The organism is Longimicrobium sp. (genome assembly GCF_036387355.1).
GTDB lineage: Bacteria > Gemmatimonadota > Gemmatimonadetes > Longimicrobiales > Longimicrobiaceae > Longimicrobium.
Map to the genome: position 1 here is coordinate 1 of NZ_DASVTX010000121.1, position 17,369 is coordinate 17,369.

The window sequence follows — 17,369 nt, forward strand, 5'->3', positions numbered from 1 at the left end:
GTGGGGGCCGCCCTGGAGCCTTGCCTACCGCGCCCCGTCGTCCGGGTCCAGCGCGCGGCCTCCGAACAGGCTCTGCGGATCGGGATCGTCGCTGTCCAGCCCCACGCCCGGCATCCCCGGCTCATCCAGCGGCCCGTTCCCCTGAACGACCGCCGCGGGCACCGGCTCCGGGTCCGCGGCGCCGAACTGCAGGTCGTGCAGGCGGCGGTAGGTGCCGTCGTGCGCCAGCAGTTCGTCGTGCGTGCCGCGCTCCACGATGCGGCCGGCCTCCAGCACCACGATCTGGTCCGCGCGGCGGATCGTCGACAGCCGGTGCGCGATCACCAGCACCGTGCGGTCCGCCATCAGTTGCTCGATGGCCTGCTGCACCAGCCGCTCGCTCTCCGTGTCAAGCGCGCTGGTCGCCTCGTCCAGAATCAGCACCGGCGGGTTGCGCAGCAGCGCCCGGGCAATGGCCACGCGCTGCCGCTGCCCGCCGGAAAGGCGCGTTCCCCGCTCGCCCAGCACCGTTTCATACCCCTGCGGAAGCGCGGCGATGAACTCGTGCGCGTTGGCCGCGCGCGCGGCGGCTTCCACCGCCTCCTGCGTGGCGTTCTCCACCCCGTACGCGATGTTGCTGCGCACCGTGTCGTGGAACAGGATGGTCTCCTGCGTCACGATCCCCAGCAGCCCGCGCAGGTCGCGCAGGCGCAGTTCGCGCAGGTCCACGCCGTCCAGCGTCAGCCGGCCCGCGGTGGGATCGTAAAAGCGCGGCACCAGGTCGGCCATGGTGCTCTTCCCCGCCCCGCTGGGGCCCACGAGCGCCACGACTTCGCCGGGGCGCACGGTCAGTTCGATGTCGCGCAGCACGGGCGAGCCGGGGACGTACTCGAATCCCACGTTCTCAAAGCGCAGCGCGTCTCGGAACTCCGTAGCGGCTACGGCGCCGGGGCGGTCCATCACCTCCACCGGCGTGTCCAGAAGCTCAAAGGCGCGTTCCGCCGCCGCCAGGCCCGGCTGCACGATGGAGGGATACTGCGCGATCGCCTTTACCGGGGTCATCAGCCGCGCCGCCACGAGGAGCGCGGTGAGGAACGCGTTGGGCGCCATGGACCGCTCCACCAGCACCAGGTGGCTGCCGTACAGGACGAGGATCATGATGACGCCCGACGTCACCACCTCGGTGGCCGGCGAAAAGAACTTGCGCCAGCGGTCGTTGCGGGCCAGCGCCTTGTAGTGGCTCTGCGTCAGCCTGCGAAAGCGGCGGTCTTCCCACGGCTCCGCGCCGCTCGCCTTCACCAGCCGCATGCCGCTCACGGTTTCCTGGATCTGCCCGGCCACTTCGCCCACGGCGTCCAGCACCTTGAGCACGCCCCGGCGGAGACGTTTGCGGAACCGCGCCCACATCAGGATCATGGGCGGCAGCGCGACCAGCGCCACGAGCGTCAGCCGCCAGCTGATGGTGAGCAGCGCGGCCCCCAGGAACAGCGCCTGAATGACGGAGGAGACCATCTTGATGAGGTTGCTGGTCACCAGCCCCCGCATCTGGTCCACGTCGCCCGTCACGCGGCTGATGATCTGCCCGGCGCGCGTCCGCTGAAAGAAGGGAAATCCCAGCCGCAGCAGGTGCCCGTAGATGTCGTTGCGCAGGTCCCGCGTCACCAGCCCTTCCACCAGCGTGGACGTGTAGTTCTGCAGGTACAGCGCGACGTTCTTGAGCAGCAGCGCGATGAAGATGACGGCGACGACCACGTACAGCGCCTGCATGGGCGTCCGCGCCGTCTCGCCGGAGCCCATCACCAGGTCCATCACCCAGGCCACCACCCGGCCCGCGCCGTCGCCGAACAGCCGCGACGCGTCCGCCTCCGCCGCCTGCGCGCCGCTGAACAGCACGCGCAGAAAGGGCGACAGCAGGGTGAGGCTGAACGCGTCCAGGACGGCGTTCATGGTCATCGCCAGAACGGAAAGCACCAGCAGCCCCGCGTGCGGACGCAGGTACCGCAGAATGCGCAGGTACAGCTTCATCGGGGCGTCAGCAGGGCGACGGGCAGAATCATCTCCTCGGGGCTGATGCCGCCGTGCAGAAAGCTGCCGCGGTAACGCGCCTGGTACTGGCGCAGCTTGGTGGGATACACAAAGAAGACGTCTTCGCGCGCGATGACGTAGTTGGTGGCCGCCCGCCCCGCGGGAAAGCGCAGCACCCGCTCGTTGTTGGTGCTGAAGGCCAGCGACGGATCTTCCGCGCGCAGGTCGTCGCCGAATTTGTAGCGCAGGTTGGCCGTGGTGTCGCGCTTGGCGAACACCGTCGCCGGACGGTGGCAATGGATGCTGCCGTGGTCCGTCGTCAGCAGCACGGGAATGCCGCGCGCCATGGCCTCGCGAATGGCGGTGAACGCCTCCGACCGCTCGAACCACTGCCGCGTGAGCGCGCGCAGCGCCTCCTTGTCGCGCGCCACTTCCAGCAGCACCGAGCTTTCGGTGCGGCCGTGCGTCAGCAGGTCCACGAAGTTGAAGACGAGCGCCGTCACGCCGGGCTGGGCAAGAAAGCTGGGGAGCCGCCGCAGCATCTGCTCGCCGTCGCTGGCGTCGAAGACTTTTTCGTAGTGGATGGGCAGCTCGCGGCCGGCCACGCGGTGCACGTGCTCGCGGAACAGCTCCGCCTCCGTGGCGTTCAGGCTGCCCTCGCCCTCGAATCCCCACCACCCGGGCAGGCGCTCGGCGAGCCCGTCAGGGTACATGCCGCTGAAGATGGCGTTGCGGCTGAACGGCGTGGCGGTGGGGAGGATGGAGTAGTACAGCGCCTCCTCCACCTGGGCGATCGGCTCCAGCAGCGGGAGCAGCGAGCGCCACTGGTCCAGCCGCAGGCAGTCGATGATGATGAACAGCGCCGTGCGGTCCGGCCCCAGCAGCGGCGCCAGGTACTGCGGCACGACGTCGACGGACAGCGGGGGACGGTTCTCGTCGCCCGACGTCCAGTGGCCGTAGTCGTCGCAGACGAACTCGCAGAACTCGCGGCGAAAGTCGTCCAGCAGCGTTTCCAGCGAGGCCAACAGCCCCGTTTCGCCCGCGTCGCGCAGGCGCAGCTCCCAATCCACCAGCTCCGAGTACGTCTGGCACCACTCCCGCCACCCGCGCAGCGCGTTGCGGTCGCCCAGCAGCTCGCGAAAGCGCTGGGTGAACTCGCGCGCCGTCACCTGCTGCTGCAGCTGCCCGCCCTCCAGCAGCCGGGTCACGACGCTGAGCACCTGGCGGGGCGAGGTGGGCTTCACCAGGTAGTCCGCCACGCGCCGGCCGATGGCCTCCGTCATCGTCCGGTCTTCTTCGCTCTTGGTGATCATGACGACGGGCACGCGCGGATCGAGGCGCCGGATCTCGTCCAGCACCTCCATTCCGGTGCGCCCCGGCATCTGCTCATCCAGCAGCACCAGGTCGTACCCGTTCACACGGACGAGTTCGATGGCGTCGTCGCCGTTGCTGGCGGCGTCCACGTGGTACCCCCGCCCCTGCATGAAGAGCAGGTGCGGGCGCAGAAGGTCGATCTCGTCGTCTACCCAGAGCAGTCGTTTCGCGGCAGCGGCCATGCGGGAAAGCTACGGTCCAGCGGGGACGCGGTCAAACCCCGGGGGATGGGCGAAAGCGTGGCGGGGACGATGGATGGCGGGGGGACGCCCTTGCCGCGGGGGGCAGCGCCGCAGCACCTTGGCGGGATGAACTGGAGACACTACGCCGGGCGGCACGCGCTGGCCGAATTCGTGGCGCTGGAGCACGAGGGCGCGCGCATGCTGGTGCGCGCCGGGTACGAGGACAGCGCGCGCCTGCTGGTGGAGCGCAAGAGCCTGCCCGCGACGGAGATGCTGGCCGGTGGCCGCGAGTCGCACCCCGTCGTGGTGCTTCCCACCGGCGAGCGCGCCGTCATCCGTCGCTACCGCCGCGGCGGATTGATGGCGCGCATCAACCACACGCGCTACTTCGGTGGCAACCGCGCGTACGACGAGCTTCGCGCCACGGAACGGGCGCGGGCCGGCGGCGTGCGGACGGCCCGCATCATCGCCGCGGTGGAGAACCCGCGAACGGTGGGATACACGGCCATGCTGGCGACGCTGCTGATCGTTGGCGCGGAGGACGCGGCGGCGTGGCTGCAGGCGGCGGAGGGAGAGCGGCGCGCGGCGATGCTGCGCGAGGCTGGCCACCAGCTCGCGCTGATGCACGCGGCGGGCGTGGCGCACCCGGACGTGAACCTGCGCAACCTGCTGGTGGTGGAGCGCGAGACGGCGCCCGAGGTGTACATCCTGGACTTCGACAAGGCGGTGGTGCACGGCGGCCCCGTCCCCGTCGCGCGCCGCGTGGCCGACCTGCGCCGCCTGGCCCGCTCCGCCCGCAAGCTGCGCGTGGTGCTGGGCGAAGAAGGCTGGTCCGCCCTCGAAGCCGGCTATGGCGCCGAATGGCCGCCGCGGCTGCTGCTCACCTGAGCGAGTCAACCCGCGCACGCTGCCCATCCGCATCCACCCGGCCCGACGGCGTTCCGCCGCCCGCCTCAGCACCCCCACGAAGGGATCTCCATGCAAGAACGGACCGGGTTCAACGACAAGGTGGCACTGGTGGTGGGCGGATCGTCTGGCATGGGCAACGCCACCGTGCGCCTGCTGGCTGCCGAGGGTTGCCGGACGCACGTGCTCGACATCACGCCGACTGCCGACGCCGCGTTCCAGTCGTGTGACGTGCAGGAGTACGATCAGGTGCGCCGCTGCGTGCAGAACATCGTGGCCCAGGAAGGCAGGATCGACCTCCTCTTCGTCGCGGCCGGCGTGCATCTGTTCGCCGACATCGAGGGCACCAGCATCGAGGAGTTCGAACGCGTTCTGTCGATCAACCTCAAGGGCCCCTTTTACGTACTGAAGGAAGTTCTCCCCATCATGCGCGAACAGCGGTACGGCAACGTCGTGCTGATGGGATCGGATCAGGTGTTCGTGGGCAAGGGGTCCAGCGCGGTGTATGGAATGAGCAAGGCCGCCGTGGGGCAGCTCACCAAGAGCACCGCCATTGACTACGCTCCGTACAACGTGCGGGTCAACTGCATCTGCCCCGGCACCATCGACACGCCCATGCTGACGCCGTCCATCGAGCGATTCCACCAGATGAGCGGCATGGACATCGAGCAGATCCACGAGGTGCTGCGCACGGCCCAGCCGATCCAGCGCCTGGGAACCCCCGAAGAGATCGGCAAGGCAGTCCTCTTCCTGCTGTCGGATGATTGCCGGTTCATGACCGGCGCACTGCTCAGCGTGGACGGCGGGTATACCAGTCAGTAAGCGAGACTCGCTCATGGGATCGTGCCGGGGACGGTTCATACAGCGTGAAAGTGCCCGGCGCGGAGATCGCGCCGGGCACTTCTGGTCCGTAGCCTGGTCTTGCGCCAACACAGTCGCAACGTGCGGCGATGATGCGTGCGGCCGCTATGGATGCAGCGTCTCCCGTCGCTGCAGCATCGCAACGAAGTCGGCGATCCGGCGCGCTCTCGTCTCGGGTTTGACCGCCGTATGAATCCGATACAGAATCGCGTATCGGTTAGCGCCCTTGAGCGTCTCGAAAAACGCTTGCGCCTCCGTATGCTCCGCGAGTGCCGCCTGGAAGTCGTCCGGCACCGTCACCGTGGTCGCTGAATCGTAGGCGCGGTCCCAGCGGCCGTCCGCCTTGGCCGCTTCAACGGCGGCCAGCCCGGCGGGGTGCATCTCGCCCGCCGCGACCAGCCGCTCCACGTGCTCGCGGTTCCGCTTTGACCAGGGACTCCGCTTCTGCCGCGGAGTGAACTTCTGGAGGAACGTATCCGCGTCATACGTCTTCTTCTGCCCGTCGATCCAGCCGAAGCAGAGCGCCACATCCAGCGCTTCCGCGTAGGTCACGGACTGGAGCGGCGATGCGGCCTTTGCAATCCGCAGCCAGAGCCCGCGCTGTGACGCATGATGCTCGCTGAGCCACGCCCGGAACGCGGCGCGATCAGCGAAGAGCAGAATCGGGTAGTCAGACACCGAAGCCACGTTCGATCATCAGAAAGGTGCGGACGCGGACACAGTGGACGGAATCCACCTGACCTGGTGTTAGTGGTTGACGGACACGCCGATCTAACGTCGCGCAGGCCGGGAATACACCCTGATCCAAATACCAGCCGCGCTCCGAGCCGTCAGTCGATGATAACCCTCCAATCTATAGACTCACGTTAGGCAGACACCTGCGTGAGGTGCGGATGCTGAACCTCGGACGTGCGTGCCTCCACCCCGGCTCCGTCCTCCGCGCCCGCCGCGTTGTTGACGGAGGCTCGCGCCCGGTACCTTCAATGGCATGCCGCTCGATATCACCGATTGTGACCGCCTGCCCTGCCGAGTACAGAATGATACTTACCCGCCGAATGAGGACAGATGATAACACAATTCACGTTGCGCCAAAGCAGAAGACGCCGTGAGTGTCAGCCAGTTGTATCAAACGCCGCCTTGCAGAAGGGCGACAAAGGCACCAATGAAAATGAGGAGCCAAATTCCGATCGAGTGGCCCCACGCGAGCACTTGCACAAGCGCGAAGAGGACACGGGAGGGGCAGGTTTCGCGGTGACGGATCGAGAGAATCGCGATTAACAGGGCGAAGAGGGCGCCCGCCGTGAGGTCGATCGCGACCGCACTACCAAGTCCCAGGTCGTGAAGGCGGTTGTTGGGAACAAAGGCCAGGATAACCGTTACGCACCACAGGCCGGAGATCAGGGACAGCAAAACGAAGTGGAGCCGTGCGTCGCTCTTGCCGCGAGCCGATGCGTTCGATGGTGCCGTTTCCCGCATGGCAGAGTGATCCCCGGACGATGTTAAGGCGCCGATGCGTCGGCGAACAATACAAGGGTCAGGGGTGCGGGGCCGTCGCGCAAGACTTTCCTCCGGCCGAAAACATGCCGGCCCCGCATCCCCTGCAGCCGACTGTTAGGCCGCACCCGCCGAGGTGAACGTCTCTTTCGAACGGTGGAAGTGACCCAATTGATACAACAAGCCTATGGTCTGACACTCGTATCAATGCGCGCCGTGACCTTGGCTCGGTCAGCATCTACAACGGCGAAAACAGGATGTTGCGGTCCACTGCCATTGAACATGATGATATATGCGTCCGCGTGAACGACACTGTTTTCGTCTCGCGCCGGCCGCACGCCGATGGATGCTGCGCGATCGATGTCTACATATGCCTTCAGGTTTCGGTAGGGGCTGCCGTTCCGCGTTACGAGTGCAGGTAACCACCGCGTGCTCTGCGACGCAATAAGGCCGCGGAGGTCACTATACGTTCGCTCAGGCATCAGAACGGTGCCAAGCAGCCGCAACGTACCACGGTCGCTCGTGAATATCTGTGCGGTTTGGGTTCCCGCTGTTGAAGAAACGCCGTTGGCATCGAAAATTACGGCCGCGATGCTGTCCCATTGCACTTGCCTGAAGAGAGCGGGGGCGCCGGCGTTCTCGTGATAGGCAAGCCAACGAACTTGTGCAGTTGCTGGAACAGACGTGACGGAGAGGGCGAGCAATGCGCCTGTAAAGGCACGAAGGAGAACGTGGTAGATGGTCGTGTGCATGGGAATCAAGGGGGTGCGAAGGTTGTAAGCCACCGGAGTCAATCGTCGGACTGCGGCCGAACGACACAAGGGTCAGGAGTGCGGGGCCGACGCGCAAGACTTTCGTCCGGCCGAAAGCATGCCCGACCCCGCATCCCATGCAGCCGAATCGTTAGGCCGCGCTACCGCTTCGGAATATTCAGATCAGTTCCTCCTCAATTTCTCCATCCGCATCAACATCCACGCTCGAAACAGATGCTGCGGACGCTCGAGCGGTCACGACATGCGCGTCCTTTCCCACCGGTCCCTTGGGACTGTCGCAAATCGTGCATTCGACGATCTCGCCGCGTTCTATTCTCTCACCCAACTTGGGGATGAAGAAGAGGCTGTGTCGCTCTTTGCGCTGCCCCTCAATCTCAGCGAAACCATAGCGACCATCCGGGGTTGGTGCGCGAGAAACGCGTCCGCGCATTTCATATCCGTGCACGAACACCTTCAACGCACGCCGATTACGCTTCCCTGGATAAGGGTCAGCTGGCGTGAAGATTACCGGAGCTCCTTCGCGCACATTCATATCCTCAGCGAATAGTCCGTGAGCCGTAAAGAAAAAATCTTCGGTTCCGCTCCGGATGAACCCATAGTGTTCGTCGGCTTTCCACGTTGTGATTTCGCCGTGCAGCCACTCACTTTCATTCTTGGGGGGAAACGACGAAGACGTAGGGGAATATGGCGATTGAGCAGGATGGGAGACGATATGACCTGGAACCCGAACTGATTTCAGTGGGATCATCTCACTCTCGGTCACCTGCTCCTGTCTCAAGGCTGTAATCGCGCGATGCAGATCGTCCTTCAAACGTGCCGCGCCGGAGAAAGAAAAATCGTACCAGATAACTCGCCACTGTCGTAAATCGAAGGGAATATCGTCCCTGTTTTGGGAGAGAAGCACAACACGTTTCCAAAGCGCGTGGCACAATCCGAGTTCATACATTACATTCGCATTCTTCCCTGTCAGATCCGCAATAACGATTTCAGCAGACTGAATCGCCTCCCACACGTCTCCGAGAATCCCTTGGGTGGTGTATAGCTCGTCTGCACGTTTGCACTGCATTCCCATCTGCTCAACGGCGGGCTTGATGCCGTGCTCATACACGGACGTGAGAGCATCGGTAAACGGCATCAGAACGAAGCAGGTGCCCTGCCGTGGAGACTGCTTGCGAACAAAGAACTCTGCGGCGCTCATCATCATATGGCCCTCCCAAGTTAAGGTAAGACGAATCGGGAGTGCGCGGAGCAACGAACAGGCAGGTCTATCTGCTAGAGCTCGCGCCCTCCACGTGCCATTTTGCACGAATTGAGGCGCGCTCACAAGGAAACATTAGAGTACGCGTGAGGACTTGCTTGCTACGGCTGGATTTCCAGCTCATCCGCGAGTTCGGCCAGCTCACGAATCCGAGTTCTCGCTAAGCGGGAAAGCACCTTCGCCCAACCAGCTGGAGCGGAGCGGTGGGCGTTCGCCTCCGGCGGCAAGCGATACTGGCGGACAGATGCGACCGAAACGCCGAGGGCTGAGAGCCTCCGCGGCCGCTACCAACTCTATTGCGGACTCGAACCATGCTTGCGGGCGCGTGAAGCGAGCAGCGTGATTCGAGAGATAGACTTTGTCCCACTCATCGCGAGATTGCGGCATCGGGATTCGTCTCGTTTCGCGGGCTAACGGCCGAGTTCAGCTACGGAGCCGCGGGGCTGGAGGCATGGATGCGGCTGGGCGCGCATCTATGCCACCCAAGCAGGTCTCGATCACCCCCACCGTCACGTCTGGGAGTTCGGTTCCGGTCAGTACACTCGGGCGGGGATAGGTCAACAGCTTGTGCTGGTGCTCGAGGACTGCCTCCGCTGCCGGGCGCACACGTTCGTACTCCTGTCGCAAAAACTCAGCGGCCTGAGATCCGAACTCCTGCTCAACTCGGTTGGCGAGCTACCTACTGGAAGGGCGCACGAGAGGTGGTGCAACGCCTCGCCGCCTGAGACGAACCAGGATGAAGCACACGGCAGCCGCGGGAGCGTTCCCCTGCGGCTGCCGCGATGCTTGCCCAGCGGCCTAACGACACAAGGGTCAGGGGTGCGGGGCCGGCGCGCAAAGCCTTGCGTCCGGCCGAAAACATGCCCGGCCCCGCATACCCTGCAGCCGATTGTTAGGCCGGCGCATGGTGGCGCGCCTGTTCATATTATAGGCGTCCAGTCGCTACGCACGTAGCGGATCACGTTCTGAACTGCCGGATATCCTCGCTCCAAGTACCCATTAGCACCGAATCGGCTAACTCGCTATCAGTCCAGGATTGAAGCAAGGGTACTTGTGTGTATCCTCTCGCTTGATTCCATCGATTCTATATACAGAGATCACTAGCTCGCACGTATCATTCGCATCTGAGTTAGCTAATGCGGGAGCGCTTTCAGGGTGTGCTGCGAAGAGCATTCGTTGGTCGGAAGGCCCAACTAGGAGATTTGCAAGATCTGAGGTCGTGGAGCCGTTTGCTCCGCCCTGAGGCGCGGTGGGTAACATGTCAACACCATATGCACCCCGACGTTTGTTCGCGAACAGGGTTGCGTTCGGAGAGACAAAAGCCTTCACTGTCCCGCCATTTGCGAGGAGAATCACCAGGACGTTTTTCTGAAGGGAAGGCTCGAACCGTTGCGCTACCACCCGGACTGTCACGGCCTCATACGTCGGGGTGAACGCCCGCTCTAGCACAGGGACCGCGACGGTGAGGACGGAGAACAGGGCCACTAGCAAGGATAGCGTAGTGGTCCCGAACCCGAAGATGTGTCGCCAGTCCTGGTAGGCATCGCACTTTGAGCACTTGCGTGCCGATTCGGGAATCTGCTCACCGCACTCGCGGCATTTCTTCATTGCCTCACCCTATTGGGAGAAGAAAAGGGTCTCGCTTCCGCTGGGTGCTAGGCCTAACGACCGAGTTCAGGCGCGTGCGGTCTCGCCGCAATCTACTCAGAAACAATGCCCGGCCGCACGCCGCCTGCAACGCCTGGTTCGGCACGGTGCCTGAGTGAGGGGCGGCGCGCAAGACTCACGTCCGGCGAAATTCTAGAAAGCCCCGAACTGCACGAGATGCCCTTCACCTGCGGCGCCAAGTTGGTCATTGCGCTCACGATTAGACCTCGTCTGGTCTGAGGCGCTCACGAATGTCACGGGCTTCAGCGGCAAGGGCCAGCACTGCCTCGCTCCGACACCTCGCATCCTGGTTCGTCCAGCCCAGCATGTATCGCGGGCCAGAAGAGTAGGACTTCCGCAGAGCCAACGTGCTTGTAGGGTCAGCCAGCAATCCGAGCGGACCATTCGGGATGAGAAGCATCACGGAGTTTTCTTGCGGCGGGCGTTTGCGCCAATACCGACTGTGTGGCACAAACGCTAGCGCGACGTCCTTGAGGGGTACGGCGGGCTCCAGCGGGTTTCTGAGAGTATCCTGCGGTTGAACAGCGTATCGCTCAGTTGATGAGGATTCACTGGTGAACTCTGTCAACGGTGCTGGGCAGTTGATCTGCGTCACGAACAGCGTTGCTTCACGACCACGAAAGACGAGTGCAGGTCGCTCTTCGATATAGAAGACAGAACCCTGCACGCGGTTTCTCTCTGCGTACTGTGCGGCGCTATGCCATGTGGTATGCATGCACCCCTCACGGTACTTCTGTACCCACGTAGAGTGCCATGCATTGCGGCCGCTGTAAACATAGAAGAGTTTGGCTGCACGACACTCTGCGGTGGCTTCATCTTTCCACACCGGCAGCAACTGCGGGTATATTCGCTTAAGCTGCATTGGTCTTTCGGCGGGCAAACTGATTCTGGGGAAGAACGAGCATCGTCGGGAAGAGGAAGATAGCGGCACTACGATGGGTGGTCCAGAACCGAGACTTCTTCCGATTGGCTCCCTGGGCGCTCCAGGGGTGGGCTGTGTTGCCGAACCACACAAGGGTCAGGGGAGCGGGACCAGCGCGCAAGCCTTTCATCTCGCACGGAAGCATGGACGGCCCCGCATCCCCTGCAGCCGATTGTTAGGCCGTAGCTGAGGCTGGCCTGCCCTCAATCGGACTTTGTCTCGTGCACTACGCAACAAGGCCCGTCCAGGTCGCATTCGGTGCGAAGCGCAGGAAGCCGCCCTGCCCGTCCGGTACGAGATAGCCTGTCCAGCGCCCGTTAGTATCCACGAGATGAAATCCATTCTTCCCATTTCTGACCGCCAATCCGCTGCGCTTCAGCTCCATCGAGTAGATCAGATAGGTGTCGTCGGACGCCTTGACGAGGAAACCCTCAACTTGATGGTCTAGGTCCCAAACAAACGGCCCGGCGAAGCTCGGATTACGACGGGGGTTAATGGACGGATTCCGACTCGGGTCAACCGACGGGTTGTACGCCGGATTCAGCGTGGCGTTATAGGCTGGATTGATTGAGGCGTTGTACGCCGGATTCAGCGACGCGTTGTAGGCCGGATTCAACGAAGCGTTGTATGCCGGGTTCAGCGAGGCGTTGTACGCGGGATTGAGACTCGCGTTATGGTGCGGATTGATGCTCGCATTTAGAGCCGGATTGAGGCTCGCATTGCGGTTGGGATCCTTGGCGGCTTGTATCGGCATGGGTGTATTGGTGTCGTCCTGGTGAAAATTCTTCGTCGGCGGCCTAACGACACAAGGGTCAGTGGTGCGGGGCCGCCGCGCAAAACTATCATCGCCCGAAAATATGCAAGGCCCCGCATCCCCTGCAGCCGATTGTTAGGCCGCCGGGGACTGCGATTACGGTTCGATCCCATCGTCTGCCGGCGCCGTAGCAGCGGGACGCCGCAGAAACGACTGAACGAGATCCCACCGGTTGCGGTAAGATTCCCAGTCGGGCACATGTTTCAGCATTAGCTTGTTCCAGCTTACCGACCGCGGAACATCACGCAGGAGAGAAATAGGAAACACGAAATAGTCTGGGTCCAGAACCTTGGCGCGACCGTCCTTGCTGCCCCGGTTAAGCCGCACGAAGACAACGAAGTCGCAGTCGAGGCTCTGAAGCGGGAAGCCAGGTGCATTCGTCCGCCAGCGGCTCTTAACTTGGATGCGAGCTGAGGAGTTGTGCTCGGGCGCCGTAGCAACCAGATCGTACCCCGGCATGTTGGTGTACGTCTTGTACGTGGGAATGCGCTGAAGGAGCATGTGCCCGAGCACGAGGAACTCAGCGGCCTCGGACTCTAGGCGAGTATCAAGACGCGGCACGAAGGGGTACGATTGGATGGTGAGGCGGAACGACGCATGGAGCTGGGCGCGGGATGGAGGCTAGAACGAAACGCCTGCGGCTGCCGCGATGCTTGCCCAGCGGCCTAACGACACAAGGGTCAGGGGTGCGGGGCCGGCGCGCAAGACTTCCACCCGCCCGAAAGTATGCAAGGCCCCGCATCCGCTGCAGCCGATTGTTAGGCCTCGGGGCGTGGAGAGCTACCGGAGAGCTCAGCAAACAGCTGCTCAAGCTGCTCGGATAGCTCGAATGCGGCCCGAACGACAGCGCTTATGGGTTCTGCTGAGGCTGTAGCATCGACAACGCGGTAATCCGGTGTCTTCCGCGTCGGCACCTTCACGGCTTCAACCGCGGATAGGTCTGTGGCGTCATTCGGAACACGCCACATCGCATGGACATAGTCGTTTCTTTGTGTCCGAATACGACGGCACTCCGTGATGGCCGAGACTATACGGTCCCTCACGGGTACCGGCTGGACCAAGTGAGAGCCAAGCGCCTCAACGAGGTCTTCAACTCTTGCAACCCCAATGGCATTGAGCACGATTTGTCCCGGACGATTATCGCGCGGGTTGATCAATAGCCATGCGATCCGCTGTAAGGCGTGCTCAACGGAGTTGAAGTTCACCACGAGACTGCCGAGCGCGTGAAGATGCTCATCGAAGCTGTCGCTGACGCGGTGTGCCATTCGATTGGTTTGCTGGGGGCCTAACTTGTTGTTTAGTGGACGGGATGCCGGCGAACTCCGCCCCGTCGTGGCTGTATGCGGAATGCGCTCCAATCCAGATAATATGCGAGCCCCCGAACGTCAAGCGCCAATAAGCCACACCGACGCAACCCGATCCGAGGCGTGCTGTCGCGGCGCTACGCGCGTATCCACGCGCCACGTCGGGATCGCGCTCGTGTAACGCATGTTATCAAGAAACAGCGTGAGGCGGAATGGCGTGTTCACACCCTGCGGAGGCGCCAGCCGGAGTTCTTGAATCCGTCCGGCAGACTGTTCGATGGAGCACCCGAGCCTGCGAGGAGAGCATATCGCCACGACTCATGGACCACTCCGCCACTACGCAACGCGCCGCAAAGAACGAGAGAGGCAAGGCTGCGGGAAGGACGGCTACGAGCCAGAGTGGCCGCGCGCATGGTCTTCAGTGACTGCCCGGGCGGGGTGAGCCATCGGTCGTTGGCGCGCCCGGCACCTCGCCGAAGGCGCGGGCCTCGGCGGCGGCGGTGAACAGGCGGTAGGCGGTGGTGAGCGCGTCCGCGACGGGGCCGCCGCCCGCGGCGTCGGGGAGCGGGCCGAGCTGCCGGATCACGGCGTCGGGCACCGCGGGGGCCGCAGGCGCGTAGCGGAAGCCGAAGAGCTCCGGGCCGGCGGTCCAGAAGCCGCCCGCGCGCGGCGCCTCTGCCGCGGGATCCGGCAGTGCGGCTGCGGCTCGCTCCACCTCCGGCGCGGCGGAGGCATCGTCAGCGTGCTCTGCCGCCGCGGCGTCCTCGGCGGCGATGGCGGCGGCGCGCAGCTCGCGCAGGCGCTCCAGCAGCACCTCGCGCGGACGGCCGCGCCAAGCGAGCACCAGAAAGGGATCCGCGTCGAACGCTTCGGCCAGGATGTAGTAGACGGCGGCGATGTGCTTGCACGGGTTGGCCGGGTCCGGGCACGAGCAGGCGCTCGCCAACTCCGCGGGCGACGCGGGAAAGAGGTGCAGCCCCGCCGCGGCGAACGCCTGCTCCACGTCGCGCGGCATCTCCCCCGCGAGCAGCGCCGCCAGGAACAGCGCCTGCGCGGCGAGCTCGCCCTCCGCCTGCTCCCACTCCTCGTCCGTGAACGGCGTCAGCGTGATGCGCACGGCGTACGGCGTATAGCTCGTCCCCTGGACGGAGGCCGTGACCACCCCGGGCTTCACGGTCGGGCGCATCACCTGTCCGCTGCGCGCGTAGCTGCGGCCGCGCCCCAGGCGCGAGGTGTCAGCGACCTGCGCAAGCGCATGCAGAAAGCGCCGCGACCACCAGCTCTCGCCGATGGGCCCCTGCTGGCTGCGCGCGCGAACGCCGTCACGCGCGGGGCGGCGCGGGCCGTTGTCGTACTCCCACCAATCGCTCATCGCACGTCCTCCATCATCCCCGGGCCTCGTCGCCCAGCGCCACCACGCGCCGCAACTCGGCGGTGGAGAGCTCCGTGAGCCACGCCTCGCCCGAGCCCAGCACGCTCGCGGCGAGCTTCTTCTTGTCCTCGATCATCTCGTCGATGCGCTCCTCCAGCGTGCCGGCGCAGATCAGCTTGCGCACCTGCACGTCGCGCCGCTGGCCGATGCGGAACGCGCGGTCGGTGGCCTGGTCCTCCACGGCGGGGTTCCACCATCGATCGAAGTGGATGACGTGGCTGGCCGCGGTGAGGTTCAGCCCCGTGCCCCCGGCCTTGAGCGAGAGCAGGAGCACGGGCGGCCCGTCGCCCGCCTGGAAGCGCGCCACCATTGCGTCGCGCGCGGCCCGCGTCGTTCCGCCGTACAGAAAGGGCACCTCGCGGGCGAAGCGCTCCTCCAGCCGCTGGCGCAGCAGGCGCCCCATCTCCGCGAATTGCGTGAAGATGAGGGCGCGGTCGCCCAGCGCCAGCACCTCGGCGACGAGCTCCTCCAGGCGTTCCAGCTTTCCGGAGCGCCCCGCCAGCGCGGAGCGGTCGCCCAGCAGGTGCGCGGGATGGTTGCACACCTGCTTCAGGCGCAGCAGGGTGGCCAGCACCAGGCCCCGCCGTTCGATGCCCTCGCTCTGCTCCACGCGCTGCAGCATCTCGTCCACCGTGGCCTGGTAGAGCGACGCCTGCTCGCGGGTGAGGGTGCAGAACACCTTCATCTCGTGCTTGGCGGGAAGGTCGCGGATGATGCTCTGGTCCGTCTTGAGCCGCCGCAGCACAAACGGCCGCGTGAGGCGCTGAAGCTGCGCCGCGCGATCTGCGTCGCGGTGCTTTTCGATGGGCGTGGCGAAGCGGCGGCGGAAGTCGGCCGCGGTGCCCAGCAGGCCGGGGTTCAGGAAGTCCAGGATGGACCACAGCTCCGCCAGACGGTTCTCCACCGGCGTGCCGGTGAGCGCGATGCGCCGCGGCGCGCGGAAGGTGCGCACGGCCTGCGCCTGGCGGGCGGCGGAGTTCTTTACGTTCTGCGCCTCGTCCAGCACCACGCGCCCCCAGCCGACTGCCGCCAGCGCTTCCTGGTCGCGCCCGGCGAGGGCGTAGGTGGTCAGCACGAGGTCGCTGGCCAGCGCGGTCGCCTGCAGCGCGTCCGCATCCGCGCGCGCCGTGCCGTGATGCACATGAACCCGCAGCCCGGGGGCAAAGCGCGCCGCCTCGCGGTGCCAGTTGGCCAGCAGCGACATGGGGCAGACGAGCAGCGTGGGCGCGGTGGCCGCGTCCGCATCGCCGCGCTCGGCGAGCAGCAGGGCCAGGAGCTGCACCGTCTTGCCGAGCCCCATGTCGTCGGCCAGGCAGGCGCCCAGGCCCAGGCGGTCCAGGAACGCCAGCCACGACAGCCCGCGCAGCTGGTACGGGCGCAGCTCGCCCACGAAGCCGGCGGGCGCCGGCACGTCCGTCACCCGGGCGTCGCCGTCGGACGCCAGCAGCTCGCCCAGCCAGCCCTCCGCCTCCACGCTCTCCAGCGGCAGCTCGTCGGGCGCGTCGGCGCCCATGGCCAGGCGCAGCACCTCCGCGGCGGTCATGGTGCCGCCCCGGCCGCGGTCAAACATCCGCAGCGCCGCCTCCACCTCGCCCGGCTTGAGCTCCACCCACGCGCCGCGCACGCGCACCAGCGGCACCTTCATGGCCGCCAGCGCCCGGAACTCGTCCGCGGACAGCGTTTCGCCGCCCAGCGACACCTGCCAGTCAAAGGCGCAGAGCGTGTCCATCCCCACCCGCCGCTCCGCCGCACTCCCCGCGGAGGGGGTGGCCTTGAGCTTTACGCCGAGCCGCGCGGCGGGACGCGTCCACCATCCCGGCACCAGCACGCCGAAGCCGGCCTGCGAGAGCGCCGGCGCGGCCTCGCGCAGAAAGCGGTAGGCGCCGTCCGCATCCATCGTCATCCCGCTCGGCCGGGGGCTGCGCAGCACCGGCGCCAGATCGGGCACGAGCCGCAGGGCGCGCCCCAGGTCGCCAAGCAGCTGTTCCTGCGGATCGTCCAGCACGCGGCGAAAGACCGTGAGCGGACCCTGCGTGCGCCACACCTGCGCGGCCGGCACCAGCAGGCTCGGCTCATCCACTGCCTGTAGCAGCACTTCCAGCCGCCAGTCACCCGCAGGCTCGACCACTGCGTCCGCCGCGGGCCGGACGGATTCCTCGCCGATCTCCAGATCGGTGGTGTCGTCCGCTTCATCCACCTCGCCCGGGGGCGAGAGGCGGAAGCAGGTGCGCAGCCCCGACGCGGGCCGGGTGAGCGCGCGCTCCCACGTGAGGAGCGCCCGGCGCACCTCGTCCGCCCCGGGATCGCGGTACGGATGGCCGCCCGACGGCAGCAGTTCCACCAGCCAGGCATCGCCCGGCGTGCGGCGGCCGCGGCG

13 protein-coding genes are annotated in these 17,369 nt (G+C 65.4%); 2 read left to right on the forward strand and 11 right to left on the reverse strand.

The annotated features are described in order from the left end of the window. Window positions 1-24: 24 nt before the first annotated feature. Both VF665_RS05465 and VF665_RS05470 read right to left on the reverse strand, forming a co-directional pair. The gene (locus VF665_RS05465; RefSeq protein ID WP_331052408.1) at window positions 25-2,004 is read right to left on the reverse strand and encodes an ABC transporter ATP-binding protein; all 1,980 of its coding nucleotides are present in this window, start codon (window positions 2,002-2,004) and stop codon (window positions 25-27) included. Next, window positions 2,001-3,560, reverse strand: coding sequence for a response regulator (locus VF665_RS05470; protein WP_331052409.1), 1,560 nt, complete (start codon window positions 3,558-3,560; stop codon window positions 2,001-2,003). Before VF665_RS05470 ends, VF665_RS05465 begins: the two co-directional genes overlap by 4 nt. A gap of 126 nt (window positions 3,561-3,686) precedes the next feature. Here VF665_RS05470 and VF665_RS05475 point away from each other — a divergent pair, with 126 nt between their 5' ends. Continuing rightward, window positions 3,687-4,448, forward strand: a complete 762-nt coding sequence (locus VF665_RS05475; RefSeq protein ID WP_331052410.1) for a lipopolysaccharide kinase InaA family protein — start codon at window positions 3,687-3,689, stop codon at window positions 4,446-4,448. Window positions 4,449-4,538: 90 nt separating this feature from the next. Continuing rightward, the gene (locus VF665_RS05480) at window positions 4,539-5,288 is read left to right on the forward strand and encodes an SDR family oxidoreductase (protein WP_331052411.1); all 750 of its coding nucleotides are present in this window, start codon (window positions 4,539-4,541) and stop codon (window positions 5,286-5,288) included. Window positions 5,289-5,432: 144 nt separating this feature from the next. On the opposite strand, the gene VF665_RS05485 is transcribed toward VF665_RS05480, so the two are convergent. The 9 genes from VF665_RS05485 to VF665_RS05525 form a co-directional block, all read right to left on the reverse strand. Beyond that, a complete protein-coding gene (locus VF665_RS05485; RefSeq protein WP_331052412.1) occupies window positions 5,433-6,014 on the reverse strand; it encodes a YdeI/OmpD-associated family protein in 582 nt (193 codons plus the stop codon). 438 nt (window positions 6,015-6,452) lie between these two features. Then, entirely contained in the window at window positions 6,453-6,803 is a 351-nt protein-coding gene (locus VF665_RS05490) for a hypothetical protein (RefSeq protein ID WP_331052413.1), read from the reverse strand. 203 nt (window positions 6,804-7,006) lie between these two features. Next, window positions 7,007-7,573: a hypothetical protein gene (locus VF665_RS05495; RefSeq protein WP_331052414.1), complete on the reverse strand. Its 567-nt coding sequence runs from the start codon at window positions 7,571-7,573 to the stop codon at window positions 7,007-7,009. Between the two features lie 178 nt (window positions 7,574-7,751). After that, window positions 7,752-8,798, reverse strand: coding sequence for a hypothetical protein (locus VF665_RS05500; protein WP_331052415.1), 1,047 nt, complete (start codon window positions 8,796-8,798; stop codon window positions 7,752-7,754). A 2,870-nt stretch (window positions 8,799-11,668) separates the two neighbouring features. Next, the gene (locus VF665_RS05505) at window positions 11,669-12,196 is read right to left on the reverse strand and encodes a hypothetical protein (protein ID WP_331052416.1); all 528 of its coding nucleotides are present in this window, start codon (window positions 12,194-12,196) and stop codon (window positions 11,669-11,671) included. Between the two features lie 156 nt (window positions 12,197-12,352). Then, entirely contained in the window at window positions 12,353-12,757 is a 405-nt protein-coding gene (locus VF665_RS05510; protein WP_331052417.1) for a hypothetical protein, read from the reverse strand. A gap of 257 nt (window positions 12,758-13,014) precedes the next feature. Continuing rightward, entirely contained in the window at window positions 13,015-13,521 is a 507-nt protein-coding gene (locus VF665_RS05515; protein ID WP_331052418.1) for a hypothetical protein, read from the reverse strand. A 457-nt stretch (window positions 13,522-13,978) separates the two neighbouring features. Further along, window positions 13,979-14,932 (reverse strand): SWIM zinc finger family protein, encoded by a 954-nt coding sequence (locus tag VF665_RS05520; RefSeq protein ID WP_331052419.1) that lies wholly within the window; start codon window positions 14,930-14,932, stop codon window positions 13,979-13,981. Between the two features lie 13 nt (window positions 14,933-14,945). Further along, window positions 14,946-17,369, reverse strand: a 2,424-nt coding sequence (locus VF665_RS05525) for a DEAD/DEAH box helicase (protein ID WP_331052420.1), incomplete at its 5' end; no start/stop codon positions are given.